The sequence below is a fragment of the Pseudomonas sp. F-14 TE3623 genome, assembly GCF_053629015.1.
This window is the reverse complement of record NZ_JBRJHM010000001.1, coordinates 4,716,639-4,736,457: the sequence shown is the minus strand read 5'-3', so window position 1 is coordinate 4,736,457 and position 19,819 is coordinate 4,716,639. Positions and strand designations below refer to the sequence as shown.

16 protein-coding genes are annotated in these 19,819 nt (G+C 60.7%); 8 read left to right on the top strand and 8 right to left on the bottom strand.

From position 1 onward, the window contains the following. The first annotated feature begins 115 nt into the window (after positions 1-115). From lexA to AB7M29_RS21845, 5 genes are all read left to right on the top strand, one after another. Complete coding sequence (lexA, locus tag AB7M29_RS21865) at positions 116-733, top strand: transcriptional repressor LexA (RefSeq protein ID WP_217856358.1); 618 nt, start codon at positions 116-118, stop codon at positions 731-733. Continuing rightward, a complete protein-coding gene (imuA, locus tag AB7M29_RS21860; protein ID WP_454247927.1) occupies positions 733-1,350 on the top strand; it encodes a translesion DNA synthesis-associated protein ImuA in 618 nt (205 codons plus the stop codon). The genes lexA and imuA overlap by 1 nt, the downstream gene beginning before the upstream one ends. Positions 1,351-1,357: 7 nt before the next feature. Beyond that, positions 1,358-2,773: a Y-family DNA polymerase gene (locus AB7M29_RS21855; protein ID WP_217856354.1), complete on the top strand. Its 1,416-nt coding sequence runs from the start codon at positions 1,358-1,360 to the stop codon at positions 2,771-2,773. Next, complete coding sequence (locus AB7M29_RS21850) at positions 2,770-5,847, top strand: error-prone DNA polymerase (RefSeq protein WP_454247926.1); 3,078 nt, start codon at positions 2,770-2,772, stop codon at positions 5,845-5,847. Before AB7M29_RS21855 ends, AB7M29_RS21850 begins: the two co-directional genes overlap by 4 nt. 131 nt (positions 5,848-5,978) lie before the next feature. Beyond that, positions 5,979-8,090, top strand: coding sequence for a hybrid sensor histidine kinase/response regulator (locus AB7M29_RS21845; RefSeq protein WP_217856350.1), 2,112 nt, complete (start codon positions 5,979-5,981; stop codon positions 8,088-8,090). A gap of 295 nt (positions 8,091-8,385) precedes the next feature. Here AB7M29_RS21845 and AB7M29_RS21840 read toward each other — a convergent pair whose 3' ends face one another. Continuing rightward, on the bottom strand, positions 8,386-8,907 hold the full coding sequence (locus AB7M29_RS21840) for a DUF4142 domain-containing protein (protein ID WP_217856348.1): 522 nt from the start codon (positions 8,905-8,907) through the stop codon (positions 8,386-8,388). A gap of 218 nt (positions 8,908-9,125) precedes the next feature. Here AB7M29_RS21840 and AB7M29_RS21835 point away from each other — a divergent pair, with 218 nt between their 5' ends. Further along, positions 9,126-9,368 carry a hypothetical protein gene (locus AB7M29_RS21835; RefSeq protein WP_123722362.1) on the top strand — a complete coding sequence of 81 codons (243 nt, stop codon included), beginning with the start codon at positions 9,126-9,128 and terminating at the stop codon, positions 9,366-9,368. Between the two features lie 108 nt (positions 9,369-9,476). Further along, complete coding sequence (locus tag AB7M29_RS21830) at positions 9,477-9,737, top strand: hypothetical protein (protein WP_454247925.1); 261 nt, start codon at positions 9,477-9,479, stop codon at positions 9,735-9,737. 150 nt (positions 9,738-9,887) lie between these two features. Here AB7M29_RS21830 and AB7M29_RS21825 read toward each other — a convergent pair whose 3' ends face one another. From AB7M29_RS21825 to AB7M29_RS21795, 7 genes are all read right to left on the bottom strand, one after another. Further along, positions 9,888-10,976, bottom strand: coding sequence for an SMP-30/gluconolactonase/LRE family protein (locus AB7M29_RS21825; protein ID WP_217856343.1), 1,089 nt, complete (start codon positions 10,974-10,976; stop codon positions 9,888-9,890). Continuing rightward, complete coding sequence (locus AB7M29_RS21820; RefSeq protein WP_454247924.1) at positions 10,973-12,118, bottom strand: SRPBCC family protein; 1,146 nt, start codon at positions 12,116-12,118, stop codon at positions 10,973-10,975. The genes AB7M29_RS21825 and AB7M29_RS21820 overlap by 4 nt, the downstream gene beginning before the upstream one ends. Positions 12,119-12,228: 110 nt before the next feature. Beyond that, positions 12,229-13,092, bottom strand: coding sequence for a LysR family transcriptional regulator (locus AB7M29_RS21815; protein ID WP_123356843.1), 864 nt, complete (start codon positions 13,090-13,092; stop codon positions 12,229-12,231). A gap of 186 nt (positions 13,093-13,278) precedes the next feature. Next, on the bottom strand, positions 13,279-14,997 hold the full coding sequence (locus tag AB7M29_RS21810) for a hydrogenase maturation protein (RefSeq protein ID WP_454247923.1): 1,719 nt from the start codon (positions 14,995-14,997) through the stop codon (positions 13,279-13,281). Between the two features lie 282 nt (positions 14,998-15,279). Continuing rightward, positions 15,280-17,127, bottom strand: a complete 1,848-nt coding sequence (locus tag AB7M29_RS21805) for an amidohydrolase (RefSeq protein ID WP_217856513.1) — start codon at positions 17,125-17,127, stop codon at positions 15,280-15,282. Positions 17,128-17,431: 304 nt separating this feature from the next. Continuing rightward, on the bottom strand, positions 17,432-17,746 hold the full coding sequence (locus AB7M29_RS21800) for an SCP2 sterol-binding domain-containing protein (protein WP_454247922.1): 315 nt from the start codon (positions 17,744-17,746) through the stop codon (positions 17,432-17,434). 64 nt (positions 17,747-17,810) lie between these two features. Continuing rightward, the gene (locus AB7M29_RS21795) at positions 17,811-18,521 is read right to left on the bottom strand and encodes a histidine phosphatase family protein (protein ID WP_038982929.1); all 711 of its coding nucleotides are present in this window, start codon (positions 18,519-18,521) and stop codon (positions 17,811-17,813) included. A gap of 202 nt (positions 18,522-18,723) precedes the next feature. On the opposite strand from AB7M29_RS21795, the gene sohB reads away from it, so the two are divergent. Further along, positions 18,724-19,746 (top strand): protease SohB, encoded by a 1,023-nt coding sequence (gene sohB, locus AB7M29_RS21790; RefSeq protein ID WP_052964359.1) that lies wholly within the window; start codon positions 18,724-18,726, stop codon positions 19,744-19,746. Positions 19,747-19,819: the final 73 nt, after the last annotated feature.

The window sequence follows — 19,819 nt, the reverse complement described above, 5'->3', positions numbered from 1 at the left end:
GCAAGCCCGCTCCCGCAGGAAGCAATAGCGGTCAGAGGATTGCTGACACTTAGCGCCCCTGCCGCGGGTTGAGCTGACTGGCGGTCCTTGTCAGGAAAAACCCAAAAGAGTACAAATGTACTCCATGACGACTTTAACTCCCCGCCGTACCGCCATCCTGACCTTCATCCGCGATCGAATCGCCGAACACGGTCAGCCCCCGAGCCTCGCTGAAATCAGCGAGGCCTTTGGCTTCGCCTCCCGCAGCGTGGCGCGCAAGCACGTGTTGGCGCTGACCGAGGCCGGTTTTATCGAGGTCAATCCGCATCAGGCGCGAGGTATCCGGCTATTGAATCAACCGCCGCGACCCGAGTTGCTGGACGTTCCGGTACTCGGTCGAGTGGCGGCCGGTGTGCCGATCGGTGCCGATGCCGAGGTCCACAGCCGTTTGCTGCTTGATCCGTCGATCTTCTCGCGGGTGCCGGATTACATGCTGCGGGTGCAGGGCGACTCGATGATTGAGGACGGCATTCTCGATGGTGATCTGGTGGGCGTGCGGCGCAACCCCGAAGCGGTCAACGGCCAGATCGTCGTGGCGCGGCTCGATGGCGAAGTCACCATCAAGCGTTTCGAGCGGGTCGGCGATTCTGTTCGCCTGCTACCGCGCAATCCGGCTTACAAGCCGATCATTGTTCGAGCCGATCAGGATCTGGCCATCGAAGGTGTGTTCTGCGGTCTGGTGAGGCAAGGGTGATGGGCGCCGTCGTTGCGTTGGATACGCTGTTCAATGGCGGCCAGATCTGGAAGGGCCGGCCTGCGCCACCGGCCGTCAGCCCGCAACCCACCGGACATGCGGCGCTGGATGTGGCATTGCCCACTGGCGGCTGGCCGGAAGCGGCGCTGACTGAAATCCTGTTGGCCGGGCAGGGCGTGGGTGAGTTGCAACTGGTATGGCCGGCGCTGGCGCGGCTGTCGGCGGCGGGGGAGCGTATCGTGCTGGTGGCGCCGCCTTACGTGCCGTATCCCCAGGCCTGGCAGAACGCCGGGGTTGATTTGCGGCAACTGTCGATTATCCAGACCAGCGAGCGTGATGCGCTGTGGGCGGCGGAGCAATGCCTGCGTTCGGGCAGTTGCGGGGCGGTGTTGTGCTGGCCGCACAAAGCCGACGATCGAGCGTTGCGACGTTTGCAGGTGGCAGCGGAAACGGGTCAGACCCTGGCGTTCGCCTATCGCTCGATCAGTGAAGCCATCAACCCGTCGCCAGCGGCCCTGCGCATCGCCATCGACGCCAAACCTGCGCAATTGCGGGTGCTCAAGTGCCGGGGCGGGCTGGCCCGTTCGGCGCCGATTGCCTTTGCCGTCGGGCATTGAGGTTGCCATGCGCTGGGTTTGCATTCTCTTCCCGCAATTGGCGCTGGACGCGGTACTGCGTCAGCGCCCCGACCCTGATGAGCCGCTGGCACTGCTGACCGGCCCGGCCCAGCGTCGGGTGCTGCAAGCGGTCAACGGTTCGGCGCGGGCGCTGGGCTTGCGGCCCGGCCAGTCGATGACCGCCGCTCAGGCCTTGAGCAAAGGTTTTGTCACCGCCGAATACGACGCCGCCGAGATCGAACACTGGCAGCAGTTCCTGGCTGCCTGGGCCTATCGGTTCAGCTCTCAGGTCAGCGTGCATTACCCGCGCGCCGTGGTGTTTGAAATCGAATCCAGCCTGGGCTTGTTCGGGCCCTGGCCGCAGTTCGAGGCGCGGTTGCGGGCGGAACTCGGCGAGCTGGGGTTTCGTCACCGGATTGTCGCCGCGCCCAATCCGGTGGCGGCGCGGGTGCTGGCCAACGTTTATGACGGTCTGGTGGTGCCGGACAATGAAGCCTTGCAGTACCACCTCGGGCAGTTGCCCGTCGACCGGATCGCCCTGGAGCCAAGCGTTGCCACGGCGTTATCGCGCATGGGGCTGCGCACCTTGAGTCAGGTGCAGGCGCTGCCCCGGCATAGCCTGGCCCGGCGTTTCGAGGCTCAGGTGCTCAAGCATCTGGACACCCTGTTCGGCGAGCGACGGCTGGCGCTGGCGTTTTACCTGCCGCCGGACCGTTTCGATGTGCGCATCGAGCTTAATTTCGATGTGCAATCCCATCAGGCATTGCTGTTTCCGTTGCGCAGGCTGACCGGCGATCTGGCGGCGTTCCTCTGCGGGCGGGACAGCGGTGTGCAGCGTTTTGATTTGCACCTGGAGCACGCTGGGTTGCCTGACACGCTGATCAAGGTCGGCCTGCTCAGCGCCGAGCGCGATCCGGCGATGTTGTTCGAACTGGCCCGGGGGCGTCTGGAACAGGTTCAGGTCGAGGCGCCGGTGCGCGGTTTTCGTCTGCGCGCCGAAGAGCTACCGGCCTTTGTGCCCCAGTACCAGGAACTGTTCGATGATCGTCCGCAGCAATCCTTGCCCTGGGAGCAACTGCGCGAACGCTTGCGCGCACGGCTGGGGGATGATGCGGTGCAGGGCTTGCGGTTCCAGGCCGATCATCGGCCGGAATGCGCGTGGCAGGCCAGTGTCGACAGCCAGGCCTGTGGGGTGCTGCCTGCCGTGCAACGTCCGGGCTGGCTACTGACTGAACCGCAGGCGGTACACGAAGGTTCGACGCGCATCCTCATGGGGCCGGAACGCATCGAGTCGGGCTGGTGGGACGGCGGCGACGTGCGCCGCGATTACTACCTGATCGAAACCCGCTCCGGTCAGCAGGGCTGGGCCTATCGGACGGTGGGTGAGGGCGGTCCGTTGTGGCTGCAAGGCTGGTTCGCATGAGTGTCGACTATGCCGAACTGCACTGCCTGTCGAACTTCAGTTTTCAGCGCGGTGCTTCCAGTGCGCTTGAGCTTTTTCAACGGGCGAAAAAGCAGGGTTATCAAGCGTTGGCGATCACCGACGAATGCACCCTGGCGGGCATCGTCCGTGCCTGGCAGGCAGCCAAGGCCGTGGAATTGCCGCTGATCATCGGCAGTGAAATACGCATCGAAGACGGCCCGAAACTGGTGCTACTGGTGGAAAACCTCGAGGGTTATCAAACCCTGTGTCGCCTGATTACTCGCGCCAGACGCCGCACGCAGAAAGGCCAGTATCAGGTGCAGCGGGAGGATTTCGGCGAGCCGTTGCCGGGACTGTTGGCATTGTGGGTGCCGGACACCGTCGATGACTTTGAGCAGGGTCACTGGCTGAAGCAGACCTTCGCCGAGCGCTTGTGGCTGAGCGTTCAGTTACATCGCGGGCAGGACGACACCCGGCGACTGGCGGCGCTGCTGACACTGGCGCGGGAACTGCGGATCCCCGCGGTGGCCAGCGGCGATGTGCACATGCACGCCCGTGGCCGGCGCGCCTTGCAGGACACCATGACCGCGATCCGCCATCACGTGCCGGTGGCCGAGGCCGGGTTGCGTTTGCATCCCAATGGCGAACGGCATTTGCGCAGCCTCGACGCCTTGCGCGATCTCTATCCGCAGGCACTGCTCGACGAAACGCTGAGCATCGCCCGGCGCTGCACGTTCGACCTCGGTCAGTTGCGTTATCAATATCCCCGGGAGCTGGTGCCTGAGGGTCACACGGCCACGTCCTGGCTGCGGGAGTTGGCAGGAAAGGGTGTTCGGTGGCGCTGGGAGAAAGGTCCTAAAGCCGAGGTGTTGGCGCAGATCGACAAGGAACTGCAGCTGATTGCCGAGCTGGGGTACGAAAGTTATTTCCTGACGGTTCACGACATTGTGAATTTCGCTCGCAAACAACACATTCTTTGTCAGGGGCGCGGTTCTGCGGCCAACTCGGCGGTGTGCTACGTGCTGGGCATCACGGAGATTGACCCGGAGCGGAGCACGTTGCTGTTCGAGCGTTTTCTCTCCAAAGAGCGCAACGAGCCGCCGGACATCGACGTGGATTTCGAGCACGAACGGCGTGAAGAAGTCCTGCAGTACGTGTTCCAGCGTTATGGCAGGACCCGTGCGGCGCTGACGGCAGTGGTCAGCACTTACCATGGAGCCGGCGCAGTGCGCGATGTCGCCAAGGCATTGGGTTTGCCGCCGGATCAGGTCAACGCCCTGGCCGACTGTTGCGGTCACTGGAGTGATCAGGCGCCACCCGTCGAGCGCCTGCGTGAAGGAGGCTTCGATCCCGATAGCCCGGTGTTGCGCCGGGTGCTGAGTCTGACGGGGCAGTTGATCGGTTTCCCCCGGCACCTGTCCCAGCACCCTGGCGGTTTCGTGATTTCCGAGCAGCCCCTGGACAGCCTGGTGCCGGTGGAAAACGCCGCCATGGCCGAGCGCACCATCATCCAGTGGGACAAGGACGATCTGGACGCGGTCGGGTTGCTCAAGGTCGATATCCTCGCGCTGGGCATGCTCAGCGCGATTCGTCGTTGTTTCGATCTGCTGCGTCGGCACCGTGGCCGTGACCTGAGTCTGGCGACGGTGCCGGCCGAAGACCCGCAAACCTACGAAATGATTGGCCATGCGGACACCATCGGGGTGTTCCAGATCGAATCCCGGGCACAGATGTCGATGTTGCCCAGGCTCAAGCCCAAGAATTTCTACGATCTGGTGATCGAGGTGGCGATCGTTCGTCCGGGGCCGATTCAGGGCGGGATGGTGCATCCCTATCTGCGGCGGCGTAAGGGCGAAGAAGAGGTGATCTACCCGTCGAAAGAACTTGAAGCGGTGCTGAAGCGTACATTGGGCGTGCCGCTGTTCCAGGAACAGGTGATGCAGATAGCGATTGTCGCCGCTGACTACAGCCCCGGCGAGGCCGATCAATTGCGTCGCTCCATGGCCGCCTGGAAACGCCACGGCGGACTGGAACCGCACAAGGAACGACTGGCGGACGGAATGAAGAAAAACGGCTACACGACGGAGTTCGCCGCGCAGATCTTCGAGCAGATCAAAGGCTTCGGTAATTACGGTTTTCCCGAATCCCACGCCGCGAGTTTTGCCTTGCTGACCTATGCCAGTTGCTGGTTGAAATGCCATGAGCCGGCGGCCTTCGCCTGTGCGCTGATCAATAGCTGGCCCATGGGTTTCTACAGCCCGGACCAGATTCTTCAGGACGCCCGCCGACATGATTTGCAGATTCGTCCGGTGGACGTGCGGGCCAGTGACTGGGATTGCAGTCTGGAACCGATCACCGGCGCGCAGCCGGCCATTCGCATGGGGTTGCGGATGATCAAAGGCTTTCGCGAGGACGATGCCAGGCGCATTGAAATCGCACGGTCGAAAGGGGCGTTTGCCGACATCGCCGACCTTGGCGAACGGGCGCGACTCGATGCTCGCGCCCAGGAGCAACTGGCCGATGCCGGAGCGTTGCGCGGGCTGGCCGGTGACCGGCATCGGGCGCGCTGGGAAGTGGCGGGGGTGCAGAAGCAGCTCGGCTTGTTTGCCGGTTTGCCGAGCCAGGAAGAGCCGGCGGTGTCTCTGCCCAAACCCACCGTGGGCGAGGACCTGCAAGCCGATTACAACAGTGTCGGCACCACCCTCGGCCCACATCCGCTGGCATTGCTGCGGAGTGAGTTGAAAGCCCGACGTTGTCGCAGCTCGAAAGAACTTATGGATGTCGAGCACGGCCGACCGGTCAGCGTCGCCGGATTGGTCACCGGTCGGCAGCGCCCGGGCACCGCCAGCGGCGTGACCTTCGTGACGCTTGAAGACGAGTTCGGCAACGTCAACGTGGTGGTCTGGCGCGACTTGGCCGAACGGCAACGGCAGGTACTGGTCGGCTCGCAATTGCTCAAGGTCGATGGGCGTTGGGAAAAGGAAGGCGAGGTGCGGCATCTGATTGCCGGACGCTTGAGCGACCTGAGTTCATTGCTTGACGGTATCCATGTGCGTAGCCGGGATTTCCGCTGAACCTGAGACATTCAGCTATACCTCTATGAAACCATTGGCGTCGGCGGTGCTCGAAACAAACGGGCACGCACCGTCTCCTCACGCCGTTGCACTGCCTGAAAACATGTCATTCACAGGACATAGGCCAGTCGATGCAGTTTCTAGACAATAGCCACGGATGTACCGGCTGGAGCGGCGAAATGGCCGGACGCATTCGCGCGTTCGACTGGAGCCTGACCGAGCTCGGGAGCATCGATGCCTGGCCCGGGAGCCTGTGTAGCGCGGTGCAATTATTGCTCGCCTCACCCCTGCCGATGGTGATGCTGTGGGGCCGCCCCGGCTACATGATCTATAACGATGCCTACTCGAGATTTGCCGGTGGGCGCCATCCTTACCTGCTGGGCTCCCCGGTGGAGTTGGGCTGGCCAGAGGTCGCCGAATTCAATCGGCATGTGGTGGATATCTGCCTTGCGGGCGGAACCTTGTCCTATCACAACAAAGCCCTGGTGCTGTTGCGTGACGGCGTACCCGAAGATGTCTGGATGGATCTTTACTACAGTCCCGTCGCCGATGATGACGGACACCCCGCCGGGGTCATGGCGATGGTGGTCGATACCACTGATCATGTGATTTCCGAGCGCCGCCGCCAGGAAGCCGAAAGTGCCTATCGCGCTGACAACGAAAGAGTTCGCCTGGCTCTTAATGCCGGGGCTTTGCTCGGCTCGTTCGTCTGGGACATCAAGACTAATGTGCTGTCTGCCGACGAACGCTTCGCCCGTACGTTTTCCTATCCGCTCGACCAGGACTTGGCCAACCTGCCACCGCTCATTGCCGAAATGCAGATTCATCCCGACGACCGTAGCTGGGTTCAAGAGCGGCTCAATCAGTCGGTGGAAACCGGCATTCCCTATAACGCTGAATACCGGGTTCTGCGTCCCGATGGCAGTTACCTGTGGGTGCTCGCCAGCGGGTGTTGCGAGTTCAATGAGCAAGGCGAGGCGTTCCGCTTTCCCGGGGTGTTGATTGACATCCACGAACGCAAGAGCGCCGAAGAGTCGTTGCTCAAATTCACCCGCAACCTGGAGCAGCGCGTCGCCGACGAAGTCGAAGCGCGGCTGGCGGCCGAAGAGCAGTTGCGTCAGTCACAGAAACTCGAAGCCATCGGCGGTCTCACCGGCGGCGTGGCCCATGACTTCAACAACTTGTTGCAGGTCATCGCCGGCAACTTGCATTTGCTGGCGCGTCACGAGCCGGACAACGCCAACGTGCAACGCCGGGTCAGTGCGTCGATTGCCGCGGTCGAGCGCGGTGCCAAACTGTCGTCGCAATTGCTCGCGTTTGCCCGTCGTCAACCTTTGTCGCCGGCGGTCTGCGATCCACGGCAGATCTTCGAAGGCCTGGGAGAGTTGTTGCAGCGGGCGCTGGGGGAAACTATCCAGATCAAGGTGACGGCGCCTGACGATCCATGGCATCTCTACGTGGACCGCAATCAACTGGAAAATGCCATTCTCAACCTCGCGATCAACGCCCGGGACGCCATGAACGGCGAGGGGACCATTGCCCTGAGCGCCGAGAACATTACCCTCGACCGCAAGTTCTGCGCAGGCAAGGGCATCGTCGCCGGCGACTATGTTTGCGTCGCGGTGGCTGATACGGGTGTCGGCATGCCGCCTCAAGTGCTTGCACAGGCCTTCGAACCGTTTTTCACCACCAAGGCCGACGGTCAGGGCACCGGCCTGGGTCTGAGCATGGTGTTCGGTTTCGTCAAACAGAGCGACGGGCATATCGAGATCTCCAGCGTCGTCGGGCAGGGCACGCGGGTGCAGCTGTATTTCCCGCGCAGCTTGCGTCCGTTGCCCGGTGAAACAACGCGCCATGATCCGCAGCACCATGGCGGGCACGAAACCATTCTGGTGGTCGAGGATAACGAAGCGGTGCGTGGCTCGGCGGTGGACTTGTTGCGTGAAGAGGGCTATCAGGTTCTGACCGCGGCCAACGGTGACCTGGCCATGCAGATGTTGCTCGATGGCGCGGCGGTGGACCTGATCTTCACCGATGTGGTCATGCCCGGTCTGATCAAAAGCTCGGACCTGGCCGCCTGGGCCAAGGTGCAGAATCCGCCGGTGGCGGTGCTGTTTACCTCCGGCCATACCCGGGACATTATTTCGCGCAATCACCAACTCAGCCCCGACACATATCTGCTGAGCAAACCCTATGGCCCTGAAGCGCTGTTGAGCATGATCCGCAGCGTGCTGGGTGGTTGATTATTGTGGCGAGGGAGCTTGCTCCCGCTGAGTGCGAAGCGCTCCAAAAGCTGTATCACTGTTCATCTGATACTACGCGGTGAATGGTTTCACGACTGCTTCGCAGCCGAGCGGTAGCAAGCTCCCTCGCCACAATGGATCGCCAGACTGTGGGTTTTCGTTGACTGCGCAATACGTGTGGGAGCGGGCTTGCTCGCGAAAGCGGTGTGTCAGGCAACATTGATGTTGACTGTGACGCCGCCTTCGCGAGCAAGCCCGCTCCCACAGGTTCCGCACCTGGCCTCAAGGCTTGGGATTATTTATCAGGATGAGCCGCCTGGAGTTTTTTCGCCATATCCAGGTGCTTTTCCAGCGCCGGCAACATTTTTTGCGCGAATGCCTTGAGTTCGGTGGCGCCTTTGGTCCTGTCGTCCGTCACTGTGTTGGCTTCTTTTTTGAACCGTTCAATGGTTTCTTCGTGAGCCTTTACCTGATTGTTGGCATAGGCCGTGTCGAAGGATTCATCGCGCAGGTCAAGAATTTTTTCCTTGGCCTGTTTGACCACTGTCGTCGTGTCTGGCATCTCGATGTCATGCTTTTTCGCCAGGGCCGCCAGCTCTTCATTGGCCTTGGAATGATCGGTGACCATCATCTTGGCGAACGCCTTGACGTCGGCCGATGAGCTTTTTTCCAGCGCCAGTTTGCTGGTCTCGACTTCCGCGATGCCACCCTCGGCCGCGTCATCGACGAAGTCGTTGGAAGTGGCAGCAAAAGCCGTGCCCATGCTGGTGCTCAAGGCAACGGCCAAGGCGAGGTGACGCAGATTGAATCCGTCCATCGGTCATTCTCCACACAGGTTTTCATGAGCGATCCAGGTGATCGTTATTCAATGGAGGCGGACGATTGGGCAAAGGTTTTATCGCGTTTGCGACAGGACGACGAACGGACACCGCTGGTCTGATAGACGGTCGACAGAACACGGTAAGCAAGGCCATTCTGATAGCTGGTGAGCGCAATCAATCGCGTTTGCTACCGATTAACAAACGGAGGTGTTCCATGCCGGTGACTCATGATCTGTATCAGGATCTGAAACTTTCGAAGGAAGAGATCCAGCAAAAACGCACCAAGGATCCGTTACTGGATTCACTGATCAACAAGTATTCTCAGGCGGACGCCGAGGTGGTAAAGGCTGAGACCGCCCAATCGGACGCGCTCAGCGATGACGAACTGAAGAAGCTCAAGGAGAAGCGCGTGCTGGTCAAGAATAAGATCGTTGAACGACTCCAGACGCCGTCCTGACTTCTGTATCAAGCCACTGACGACCGGCGGCTGAAAAATTGGAACGGGGATAAATACCGGCACCTCGAATGATCAGAGCCCGACTTTGCGGCCCATGCGAGGTGCCCCATGCCCCATTCAGCCGTTCCCCATAAAGAAAAGTACCCCAGTGAAGAACAGGGCGGCTATGACCCGATCCCGACTCATCCCGAACCCTTGAGCCCGGGACGCACCACAGTCAACCCCGAGGATGAACCGGGCATCGATGAATTGCCGGACAATGAGGACATAACGCCTCTGGAGCAGGATGACGTCACTGGCATCGACCCGGAGCGAGTGCGCGAAGAGACAGACAATTCGGTTCGTGATGGTGAGATGGATCCGCGTTGAGTCCACGAGGGGTGATCACAAACCTCGCGGCAACCCCAATCAACTGTGGGAGCGGGCTTGCTCGCGAATGAGGCCATGCCAGTCGACATCAATGTTGAATGTCAGTCCGCCTTCGCGAGCAAGCCCGCTCCCACAGGTTGATCACCGTTATTACTTCAATGCCGTACTCAACGGCAACCGCGCCATGTGCCGTGCTTTCAGCGAACCCAGATACAGCCAGTCCCCATACTCGCGCACGGTGGTGATGGGGGAGTAGTTGCCGCTGCTGGCGTCCTGCAGATTGGCGATCACTTTACCGTCGAGGTCCAGGCCGAGGGCAAAGGCGCGGCTCTCTACCGGTTTGGGCAGGACCGTCAGCGCGCGCACGATCATTTTGCGTACCAGAGGGTAGGGCGCCGTGGCGTCGAGCAGTGCATTGCGTGGGGTATACAGCGCCACCCAGAAACGGTCGCGACCATTGAATGCCAGGTTGTCCGGCAGCCCTGGCAAATTGTCGATGAACAGATCGTGGGTTCCGGCTTTCGGCCCGGTCAGCCAATAGCGGCTGATGCGATAGGCACCGGTTTCGTTGACCAGCACAAACGCATCGTCAGGCCCCAGGGTCACTCCGTTGGCGAACTCCAGCTTATCCAGCAAGACCGTCGTCGTGCCGGTCTGGAAGTCATAACGCAGCAGTCGGCCGTCGCCGCCGTGCTCGATGATTGCCTCGCCATCCTTGCCGTAACCCCAACGGCTGGAAGCATCGCTGAAATAGGCGTAATGCCCGGGCTTGTCGATAACCACGTCATCGGTAAAGCCGAAGGGCACGTTATTGGCCGTGGTGCTCAATGCAATCACACGGCCTTGAGCATCGAGCGACAGCAAACCCTTGACCCCATCGGCGATCACCAGCAAACCATTGGGATGGCGCGCCAGGCCCAATGGCCTGCCACCGGTATCGGCCAGCACCTTGGTGGTTTTGCCGTCGAGGCTGGTGCTGATCAACCGGCCGTCATGCAGGCCGGTGATGAGGACGCCTTCCTCCAGCAGCAACGCCTCCGGGCCGTCGATGTCAGCGGCGCCGACACGCTCCACGCCTTTGAGGCGCTGATTGTCTGTGTAGATGCCATCGATGAGTGAGGGCGCCGGTGACGGTGTCCAGGCGATTGGCTGGACTTTGGTGGGTAATAACAACAGGAAGCCGCCAATCACAATGATCAACAGCAACAATAAATGCCGAACCTTGAGGGCTCTTTTCACGCGGTGACTCCTGTCGAGGCCAGATGTTTTTGCGCCATTTCGCGCAACGCCAGCATCGATTGCGCCGATTCACGCTCGATGCGCCGCTTGAGCAACAATCGATTGGCGATGCGCATCACCACACCGCTGAAGCAATATTCCAGGGTACGGACAAACCGCGTGCCGTCGCCCTCAGCCTCGCACTCGTAAGTCACCACCAACGACAGCCCATGATCGCCCCAGGCCCGAGCGCTCCAGCGGCGACCGGGCAAGTATTCGTCGACCTCCCAACTCAAATGTCCCTCACGCCCGCCGGCCCGAATGTCTTCCTCGAACCGCGCACCGGCATACAGCGGGCCGCTCTGGCCATCGACCTTGAGGGAGGACGGATGCCACTCCGGCCAACGGGTCGCCGTGCTGGCGTAGGCGAGCACGGCGAGCGGATTTCCAGCGATGTCGACTGAGTGCTGCAGACGGGTCATGGGCGCTCTCGTCAGGTGCAGAGGCGCTTGCTCCGGTTCCCAGTACAAGGTGCCGAACAGGTAGTCCATCAGCGGAAACACGATATTGAAATTGCGCTCCTGCATCAGCTCGCGGCGATGGTGCAATGCGTGCAGACGGCGCATCTGGCGGATCCATGGCAGACGTGTCAGCGGGTTGCCGGGTGGTAGATGTTCGCAGGCATGGAACACTTCATAAGTCAGGTAGCCGAGGACCATACAGCCGCTAAACAGCCCTGCGACGTTGCCGTTGATCTGAGCCAACAGCCACCAGGCGGGCGTGGTGATGACGAGGGTATGCAACACGATCAGCCAGGCCGGAAACAGAATCACCCGCCAGTCCCGGGCGCTGTCGTAGGTCATGTGGCTGGGGGTGAAAAAGCTGTGATGGTCACCGGCGTGACGGGCGTAGAACATTCGCGCCAAGCGTTTTTTGTGGTGCCCCAGATGCCGATGTACGACATAGACACCGAAGTTGAAGAACAACAGGGTCAGCGGCACCGTCAGCCATTCCAGGGGGTGTACCTGATGCACGGTGCTCCAGAACGCGCCGATGGCCAGCAAACCGAACAGCAACACAAAGGCGCCATGCAGCCAGGGGTTGTAGAGCGGATGAATATCGGCACGGTAGCGCGCGCGGAATGCTTCGGTGGTCTGCCTCACTGCGTTCACCTGTGGTTATTGTTATAACCAGCAGATTAGTCGATCCCGCCGCAGAGGCTGGCCCAACCTTGAGGACACATGCGCCATGCTCCGGTGCAAGACGCCTGGCGTCAGGTCAAGGGGTTCCAGCGCTGGGACCAGTCGTCGTCCGTCTTGATCACTTCGCGCAGCAAATCGAAGGCTCGTTGCAGGGTCGCCGAGTCACGGTCCCGGGAGTAGACCAAGTAGGTCGGGTAGCTGAACTCCGGGGCTTTGGGCACTGGCTCCAGCACGCCGCTTTCCAGGTAGCTCTGGACCACGCGGGTGCGGAAATAGCCGCTGCCGCCGTTTTCCAGAATGTATTGCAAGGCCAGCGGTCCGAGGTTGAAGCTCAAGGCCGCCTTGGCTTTTTCTGGCAGTGCGGCATCGTGCTGACGACGGAAGTCCGGGCCCCAGTCGATATACACGTAAGGATCGGGTCGTCCGGCCAGGCGTACCAGGATGAGTTTTTCTTCCAGCACTTGCTCGACTTGCAGGCGCGGCCAGTACTCGGGCTGATAGACCAGCGCCGCATCCAGCACCCCCAGTTCCAGTTGGCGCAGCAGGTTTTCGCCGTCGCGGATTTCCATGCGCAAGGCGTGGCTGGGGATTTTCTCGCGCAGTTCGCCGGCCCAGCTGAGCATCAACGGGTTGCACAGACTGACCTCGCCACCGATGTGCAGCACGTCGCGGTAGCCCTCGGGCAGCGGCAAGTCCCGGCGCGCCGCTTCCCAGGTCTGCACCAGTTGATTGGCGTAAACCACAAAGGCCTCACCGTTCGGCGTCAGGCGCGCCCCGGCGCGATTGCGCACGAACAGCGTGCTGCCGAGCTGACTTTCGAGCTTCTGCACGCGGGCAGTGATCGCGGTCTGGGTGACGTGCAACTTTTCAGCCGCCGCGGCCAGGCTGCCGTGGCGAACGATTTCCAGAAAGGTGCGAGCGAGGTCGATGTCCATGGGCTGGCCGATGTGGGAGGTGCGGGCATTGTAAGAGCAGCATTTGTCTTCCGATACCGCGTTATCGTTCTTCGCGAGCAAGCCCGCTCCCACATTCGATCTGCGATGTTACAAATATCTATGCCCAACACCCATTCAATGTGGGAGCGGGCTTGCTCGCGAAGAGGCCCTGTCAGGCACCGCGAATCAATCGGCTAACTCGACTTCCTGAACAGTCGCCCACTGCGCCACCAACCGCTGCGGCGTGCCACACGCCTTGCGCTTGAACACAAAATTTTGGCACTTCTCGGCAAACTGTTTGCGGTTCTGCACCATGTCCAGTTGCATCTCTTCCAGCTCGGCATTGCGACAGTGCTGCATCAGTTGATTATCGAGCTGGCTTTTGCGTTCACGCACCGCCTGATACGCCGGATCACTCAACGCACCGTTGGCCCGCTGCAACAACCACAGGCCAAACTCGTCGGGGCAACGCGGGCCGATTTCCTGGACCATGCCCAGCTGCAACGCCTGGGTGGCGCTGATTGGCAGACAGTCTTCAGTGAGTTTTTTCGCCATTGCCTGGCCGACGGCGCGGGGCAGGCTATAGGTCCAGTACTCGGAGCCGTACAGGCCCATGGTTTTGTAGTGGGGGTTGAGCACGATGTCGGACCGGGCGAAGACGATGTCGGCAGCCAGCGCCAGCATCACGCCGCCGGCCCCGGCGTTGCCGGTCAAGCCGCTGATCACCAGTTGCCGGGCGCTGAGCAACTCCTGGCAGACGTCATCAATCGCCTGAATATTGGCCCAGGCTTCCAGCCCCGGAACCGCTGCGGCCTGAATCACGTTGAGGTGCACGCCGTTGGAAAAACTGCCGCGCCCGCCCTTGATCAGCAACACTTGGGTGTCCCGGGACTTGACCCAGCGCAGAGCTTCCACCAGTCGCTGGCACTGTTCGGTGCTCATCGCGCCGTTGTAAAACTCGAAGGTCAGTTCGCCGACATGGCCTGATTCGCGATAGCGGATCGGTTGATAGGACTCATTGTTGAAGGGCAGGGAAGCGATCGACCAATCAAGGGTCGGTACTTGCGCCAGATGTTCGGCGAGCACATGCCGGGCCGGGCGTTTGAAGGTTTCTTCACCGGGCTGGGGTTTGTGTCGCAGCGAGCCGATCCACAGGCAGGTATCGCCGGTCGCCACCAGCACCGCATCGTCGTGCACCGCGAGAATCTCCCCCGGCGTGCCGCTGCGCGAATCCAGGTGAGCGTCGTACAGGTAATACTGACCGCCGGCCAGACTCGCCAATACGCCGGGCTGGCCATCGGCCGCATCGATGCAGCGTTTGATGAAGTGTGAACTGTCGTGCCAGCTGAAGGAGCGGTCGGCTTGCTTCATGTTCGGCTGCAAGCGGCCAATCACATGGCGTTGGCTGTAATCCAAGGGTGCCGGAACGAAACCGGCGATGAATTTTTCCACGACTTCGCGGATGCAGGATATCGCGGCATCGCTGACGCGCCCGTTGTACAGCTCGGATTTGCGCAAGCCCTGGGGCAGGTTGAATTCACAGGTGGCCCAGACCGGCCCGGCGTCCATTTCCTCCACCGCTTGCAACGCGGTCACGCCCCAGCGGCCGAGTTCACGGGTGATCGCCCAGTCCAGCGCACTGGCGCCACGGTCGCCGACAATGCCCGGGTGAATGATCACCACGGGACGCTGGCAGTTGCTCCACAACTGTTGCGGTACCCGGTCCTTGAGGAATGGACAGATCACCAGATCGGCGCCGGAGTGTTCGATTTCCTCGCACACCGCGTCCGCGTCGGTGAACAGCACCACGCTGGGCGAGTGGCCGGCTTGACGTAAATCCAGCCAGGCCCGTTGGGTCAGCCCGTTGAATGCTGACGCCAGCAGAATGATTTTTAATGACCGCATGATTGTCTCTTCCTTGAGAATAACGGGCCGCAGGCTCCCAATGAGCCGTCCGTGGCCTTCGATGGAAGCGCGATAGTAGTGATTGTGCGGTGGGGAACAACTGATCGAGGTCAAGCTTGTGTCAGTGGGTGTTTCGGGACAGAAGGTTGAACAGCGATTTAATGTGGGAGCGGGCTTGCTCGCGAAAGCGGACTGACAGTCAACATCACTGTTGAATGTTGAACCGTCTTCGCGAGCAAGCCCGCTCCCACATTAGATGGATGGTGTTTGGAAATATTTTGTTCAGAACGCAAAACACGAACAGCCAAACGCCCCCCAGAACCCTTGAAAGTCACTGACCGGCGCTGACGACAACCGCGCCCGCTCATGGCTGTGGGCATGCACCGCGCAAGCGCCCACACACTGGTGCACTTGCGCCGTCAGCGGCGCCAGTGGTTTCCAGTGTCCCGGTACATTCACCACGGGCGACCACTCAGGCACCACCGGGATAGGCGGTGGTCCCAGTTTTTCGAACTCGACGCTGCCGTAGACGATCTTGCCGTCGACAATGGTCAGCACCGACTCGATCCATTTGATGGCTTCGTCTTCGATGTGAAAGTAGTCCGCCGACAGTGCGATCAGGTCCGCCAGTTGCCCGACCTTGATCTGGCCTTTCTTGCCTTGTTCGGAGGAAAACCAGGCGCTGCCGTGAGTGAAAAGCTCCAGCGCCGTATCGCGGCTCAAGCCTTGCGGGTACAGGGCCAACCCGCCGACGGTGCGGCCGCTGACCAGCCAGTACATCGAGGTCCAGGGGTTGTAGCTGGACACGCGCGTGGCATCGGTACCGGCGCCCACCGGCACACCCTCGGCCAGCATGCGCGCGATCGGTGGTGTCGCTTCGGCCGCCTTCGCGCCATAACGGTCGACAAAGTATTCGCCCTGGAATGCCATGCGATCCTGGATGGCAATGCCGCCACCGAGGGCTTTAACCCGTTCAATGTTCCGTGGGTTGATGGTTTCAGCATGATCGAAGAACCATGGCAAACCGTCGAACGGAATATCCCGGTTGACCTTCTCGAACACGTCGAGCATGCGGCTGATGGATTCGTTGTAGGTGGCGTGCAGGCGGAAGGGCCAGCGCTGCTCGACGAGGTGGCGGACCACCGGTTCCAGCTCCTGCTCCATGGTTTGCGGCAGGTCTGGGCGTGGCTCAAGGAAGTCTTCGAAATCCGCTGCCGAGAACACCAGCATTTCCCCGGCACCGTTGTGCCGCAGGAAGTCATCGCCCTGACCGTAATGGGAAGTGCTGGTCCAGTTTTTGAAATCGGTCAGCTCTTCCTTGGGTTTTTGGGTGAACAGGTTGTAGGCAATGCGCACCGTGAGCTGCTGGTCTTTGGCCAGTTGCTGGATGACTTGATAATCGTCTGGATAATTCTGATAACCGCCACCGGCATCGATGGCGCTGGTGACGCCCAGCCGATTGAGTTCGCGCATGAACTGGCGGGTCGAGTTGACCTGATACTCCAGCGGCAGCTTCGGCCCCTTGGCCAAGGTCGAGTAGAGGATCATCGCATTGGGTCGGGCAATCAGCATGCCGGTGGGGTCGCCATTGGCATCGCGCTGGATCTCGCCGCCCGGCGGGTTCGGCGTGTCGCGGGTATAACCGACAACTTTCAACGCCGCGCGATTGAGCAGGGCGCGGTCGTAGAGGTGAAGGACAAACACCGGGGTATCCGGCGCGGCCTTGTTCAGCTCTTCAATCGTCGGCAGGCGCTTCTCGGCAAACTGGAATTCGTTCCAGCCACCGACCACCCGCACCCATTGCGGCGTCGGTGTGCGGTCGGCCTGATCCTTGAGCATGCGCAAGGCATCGGCCAGGGACGGCACGCCTTCCCAGCGCAGTTCGAGGTTGTAATTCAGACCGCCACGGATCAAGTGCAGGTGGGAGTCATTGAGCCCCGGAATCACCGTGCGGCCATGCAGGTCGATGATCTGGCTGCCGGGGCCTTGCAGCGCCATGGCCTGGGCATCGCTGCCGACCACCACGAAGCGCCCGTCCTTGATCGCGACGGCACTGGCTTGGGGTTTCTTGCGGTCGACGGTGTGCAGGCGTCCGTTGTAAAGAATCAGATCGGCCGGAGCATCGGGCATGGTTTTACTCCCTGCGAATAGTGGGCTGACCCAGGCACCGACGGCGCCTGCTGAAAGGCCTTGCAATACACGGCGACGGCTGAAGTCGTTGGGCTCGTCAGGTGGGCTCATGGCACTGCACTCCACTAAGTTCTTCACAAAGAAGTGAGGGCAAACAGCCGATGTCTGACGCATGCGGCCAGAAGGAATATAGTCGGCAAATCCGCAGATGGCCGTTTTCCGAAAGCGAAAACGACGAATCCCGCCACAAGGGGCGGGATTCGTTTGCAGCCGGACGTGCTCCCGAAAGACGGGAGCGGCGTGCTTAGGCCGGGAACAGCTCGGACAGTTTCATGGCCAGCATCATGTCGCCTTCAGCGCGCAGTTTGCCACCCATGAACGCTTGCATGCCGTCGGTCGAACCGTCAACGATGCCTTCCAGGGTTTCGCCGTCCATTATCAGAGTGACCTGGGCGTCCGGGTTCTCGCCTTCTTGCAGTTCGCAGGTGCCGTCTTTGACGATCAGCGAGAAGTTCTTGGTGTCGTCGATGCGGAAACCGAATACCAGGTCCAGACCGGCAGCAGCGGCTGGGTTGAACTTGGCTTTCATTGCTTGTACGGCATCAGCTACGGAGGTCATGGTTCGATCCTTTCTTGGGTAATAAGAGCTGGGTGATTACAGCCAGGGTCACAATAATCCGGACTCAGCGAAACGTGATGAGTTCCGGGGCCTTCAGCAGTTGCAGGTGTGCATGACTGTTGAAGGAAGCCAGGGCCACCTCGCGACCACGAAACTTAAGCAGGTTGAGCGAGGTGTTGACGATTTGCCAGTTCAGTTCAAAGGCCTGCTTTGCGGGCATTTGCGTAATGAGGTGGAGCAGGGCAGTGATGGTGCCGCCGGAGGTGAACACGGCGATTTTCTGGGTATTGTCGGCGTGTTCGAGTAATCGATGCAGACCGGCCTGCACGCGTTCGACGAAGCCCAGCCAGCTCTCCAGGCCCGGCGTGTCGTAGGTGCCGGCGAGCCAGCGCTCGATGATCAAGGCAAAGATGCGTTGGAATTCAGCACGGTTTTGTGCGGCGTTGCGCAGGATATCCAGCGCTTGGGGCTCGTCCTCCAACATGGCTGGCAGCAGGGCACGGATCACCGCGTCGGCATCGAATTCGTTGAAGGCGCAATCGATTTCCAGCACCGGCACCGGCATCCCGACGGCGGCGAATTGTTCCAGCGCGCTGTTGGCGGTATGTTGCTGGCGGCGCAGGTCACCCGACAGGCAGCGATCGAAGCTGACACCGAGTTCGGCCAAGTGCTGGCCGAGGAGTTCTGCCTGGCGAATACCGGTCGGCGACAGGACGTCATAGTCGTCTGCACCGAAGGAGGCCTGGCCATGTCGAATCAAATAGATGCTGCCCACGTCCGCGTCATCCCGGTACGTTGAAGGTTTGGCGAGGTTATGAGGATGGCGGTGAGCTGTCAATGAAAAAACATACGCTTGTTTGAAATGCCCGTTACAGGCCTGTTGCCAGAGGTTTCACGGCTGGTCGTCGAGCCGGCGGATGGGTATGCTGGAGGTATCCCGCGCGTGTTTACCCCGCGCATTGATTGAAGGAGTCCCTGTGGAGCTTTTGTTCGAGTACGCCATTTTTCTGGCCAAGACCGTGACCCTGGTGATCGCCATTCTGGTGGTCCTGGCCAGTTTTGCGGCGTTGCGCAGCAAAGGTCGGCGCAAGTCGGCCGGGCAGCTGCAAGTCAACAAACTCAATGATTTCTACAAAGAGCTGCGTGAACGCCTGGAGCAAACCTTGCTCGACAAGGATCAGCTCAAGGCCTTGCGCAAGTCCCAGGCTAAAACCGATAAAAAGCAAAAGAAGACACCCGAGGCCAAACCGCGGGTGTTCGTGCTGGATTTCGACGGTGACATCAGGGCGTCGGCCACTGAGAGCCTGCGCCACGAAATCACCGCGCTGCTGACCCTCGCCACGCCGAAGGATGAAGTGGTGCTGCGCCTTGAAAGCGGCGGCGGCATGGTCCACAGCTATGGCCTGGCGTCTTCGCAACTGGCGCGGATTCGTGAAGCCGGCGTGCCGTTGACCGTGTGCATCGACAAGGTCGCGGCCAGTGGCGGCTACATGATGGCATGCATCGGCGAGAAAATTATCAGTGCGCCGTTCGCGATCCTCGGCTCGATCGGTGTTGTGGCGCAGTTGCCCAACGTCAATCGCCTGCTGAAAAAACACGACATCGACTTTGAAGTACTGACGGCCGGCGAGTACAAGCGCACCCTGACAGTGTTTGGCGAAAACACCGAGAAGGGCCGGGAGAAATTCCAGGAAGACCTGGACATCACCCATCAGCTGTTCAAAAACTTCGTTTCCCGCTATCGCCCGCAACTGGCCATCGACGAAGTGGCCACCGGAGAAATCTGGCTGGGCGTTGCGGCGCTCGACAAGCAACTGGTGGATGAACTCAAGACCAGCGATGAATACCTTGCCGAACGAGCCAAGCAGTCCGAGCTCTACCACTTGCATTACGCCGAACGCAAAAGCCTGCAGGAGCGCATCGGCATCGCGGCCAGCGGTTCGATCGATCGTGTATTGCTGAGCTGGTGGAGCCGCTTGACTCAGCAACGCTTCTGGTAAGCACCGTCGCGTAATCGTTTATGCCGGACACAAAAAAGCCCTGAACCGGATTTCCGATTCAGGGCTTTTTGTT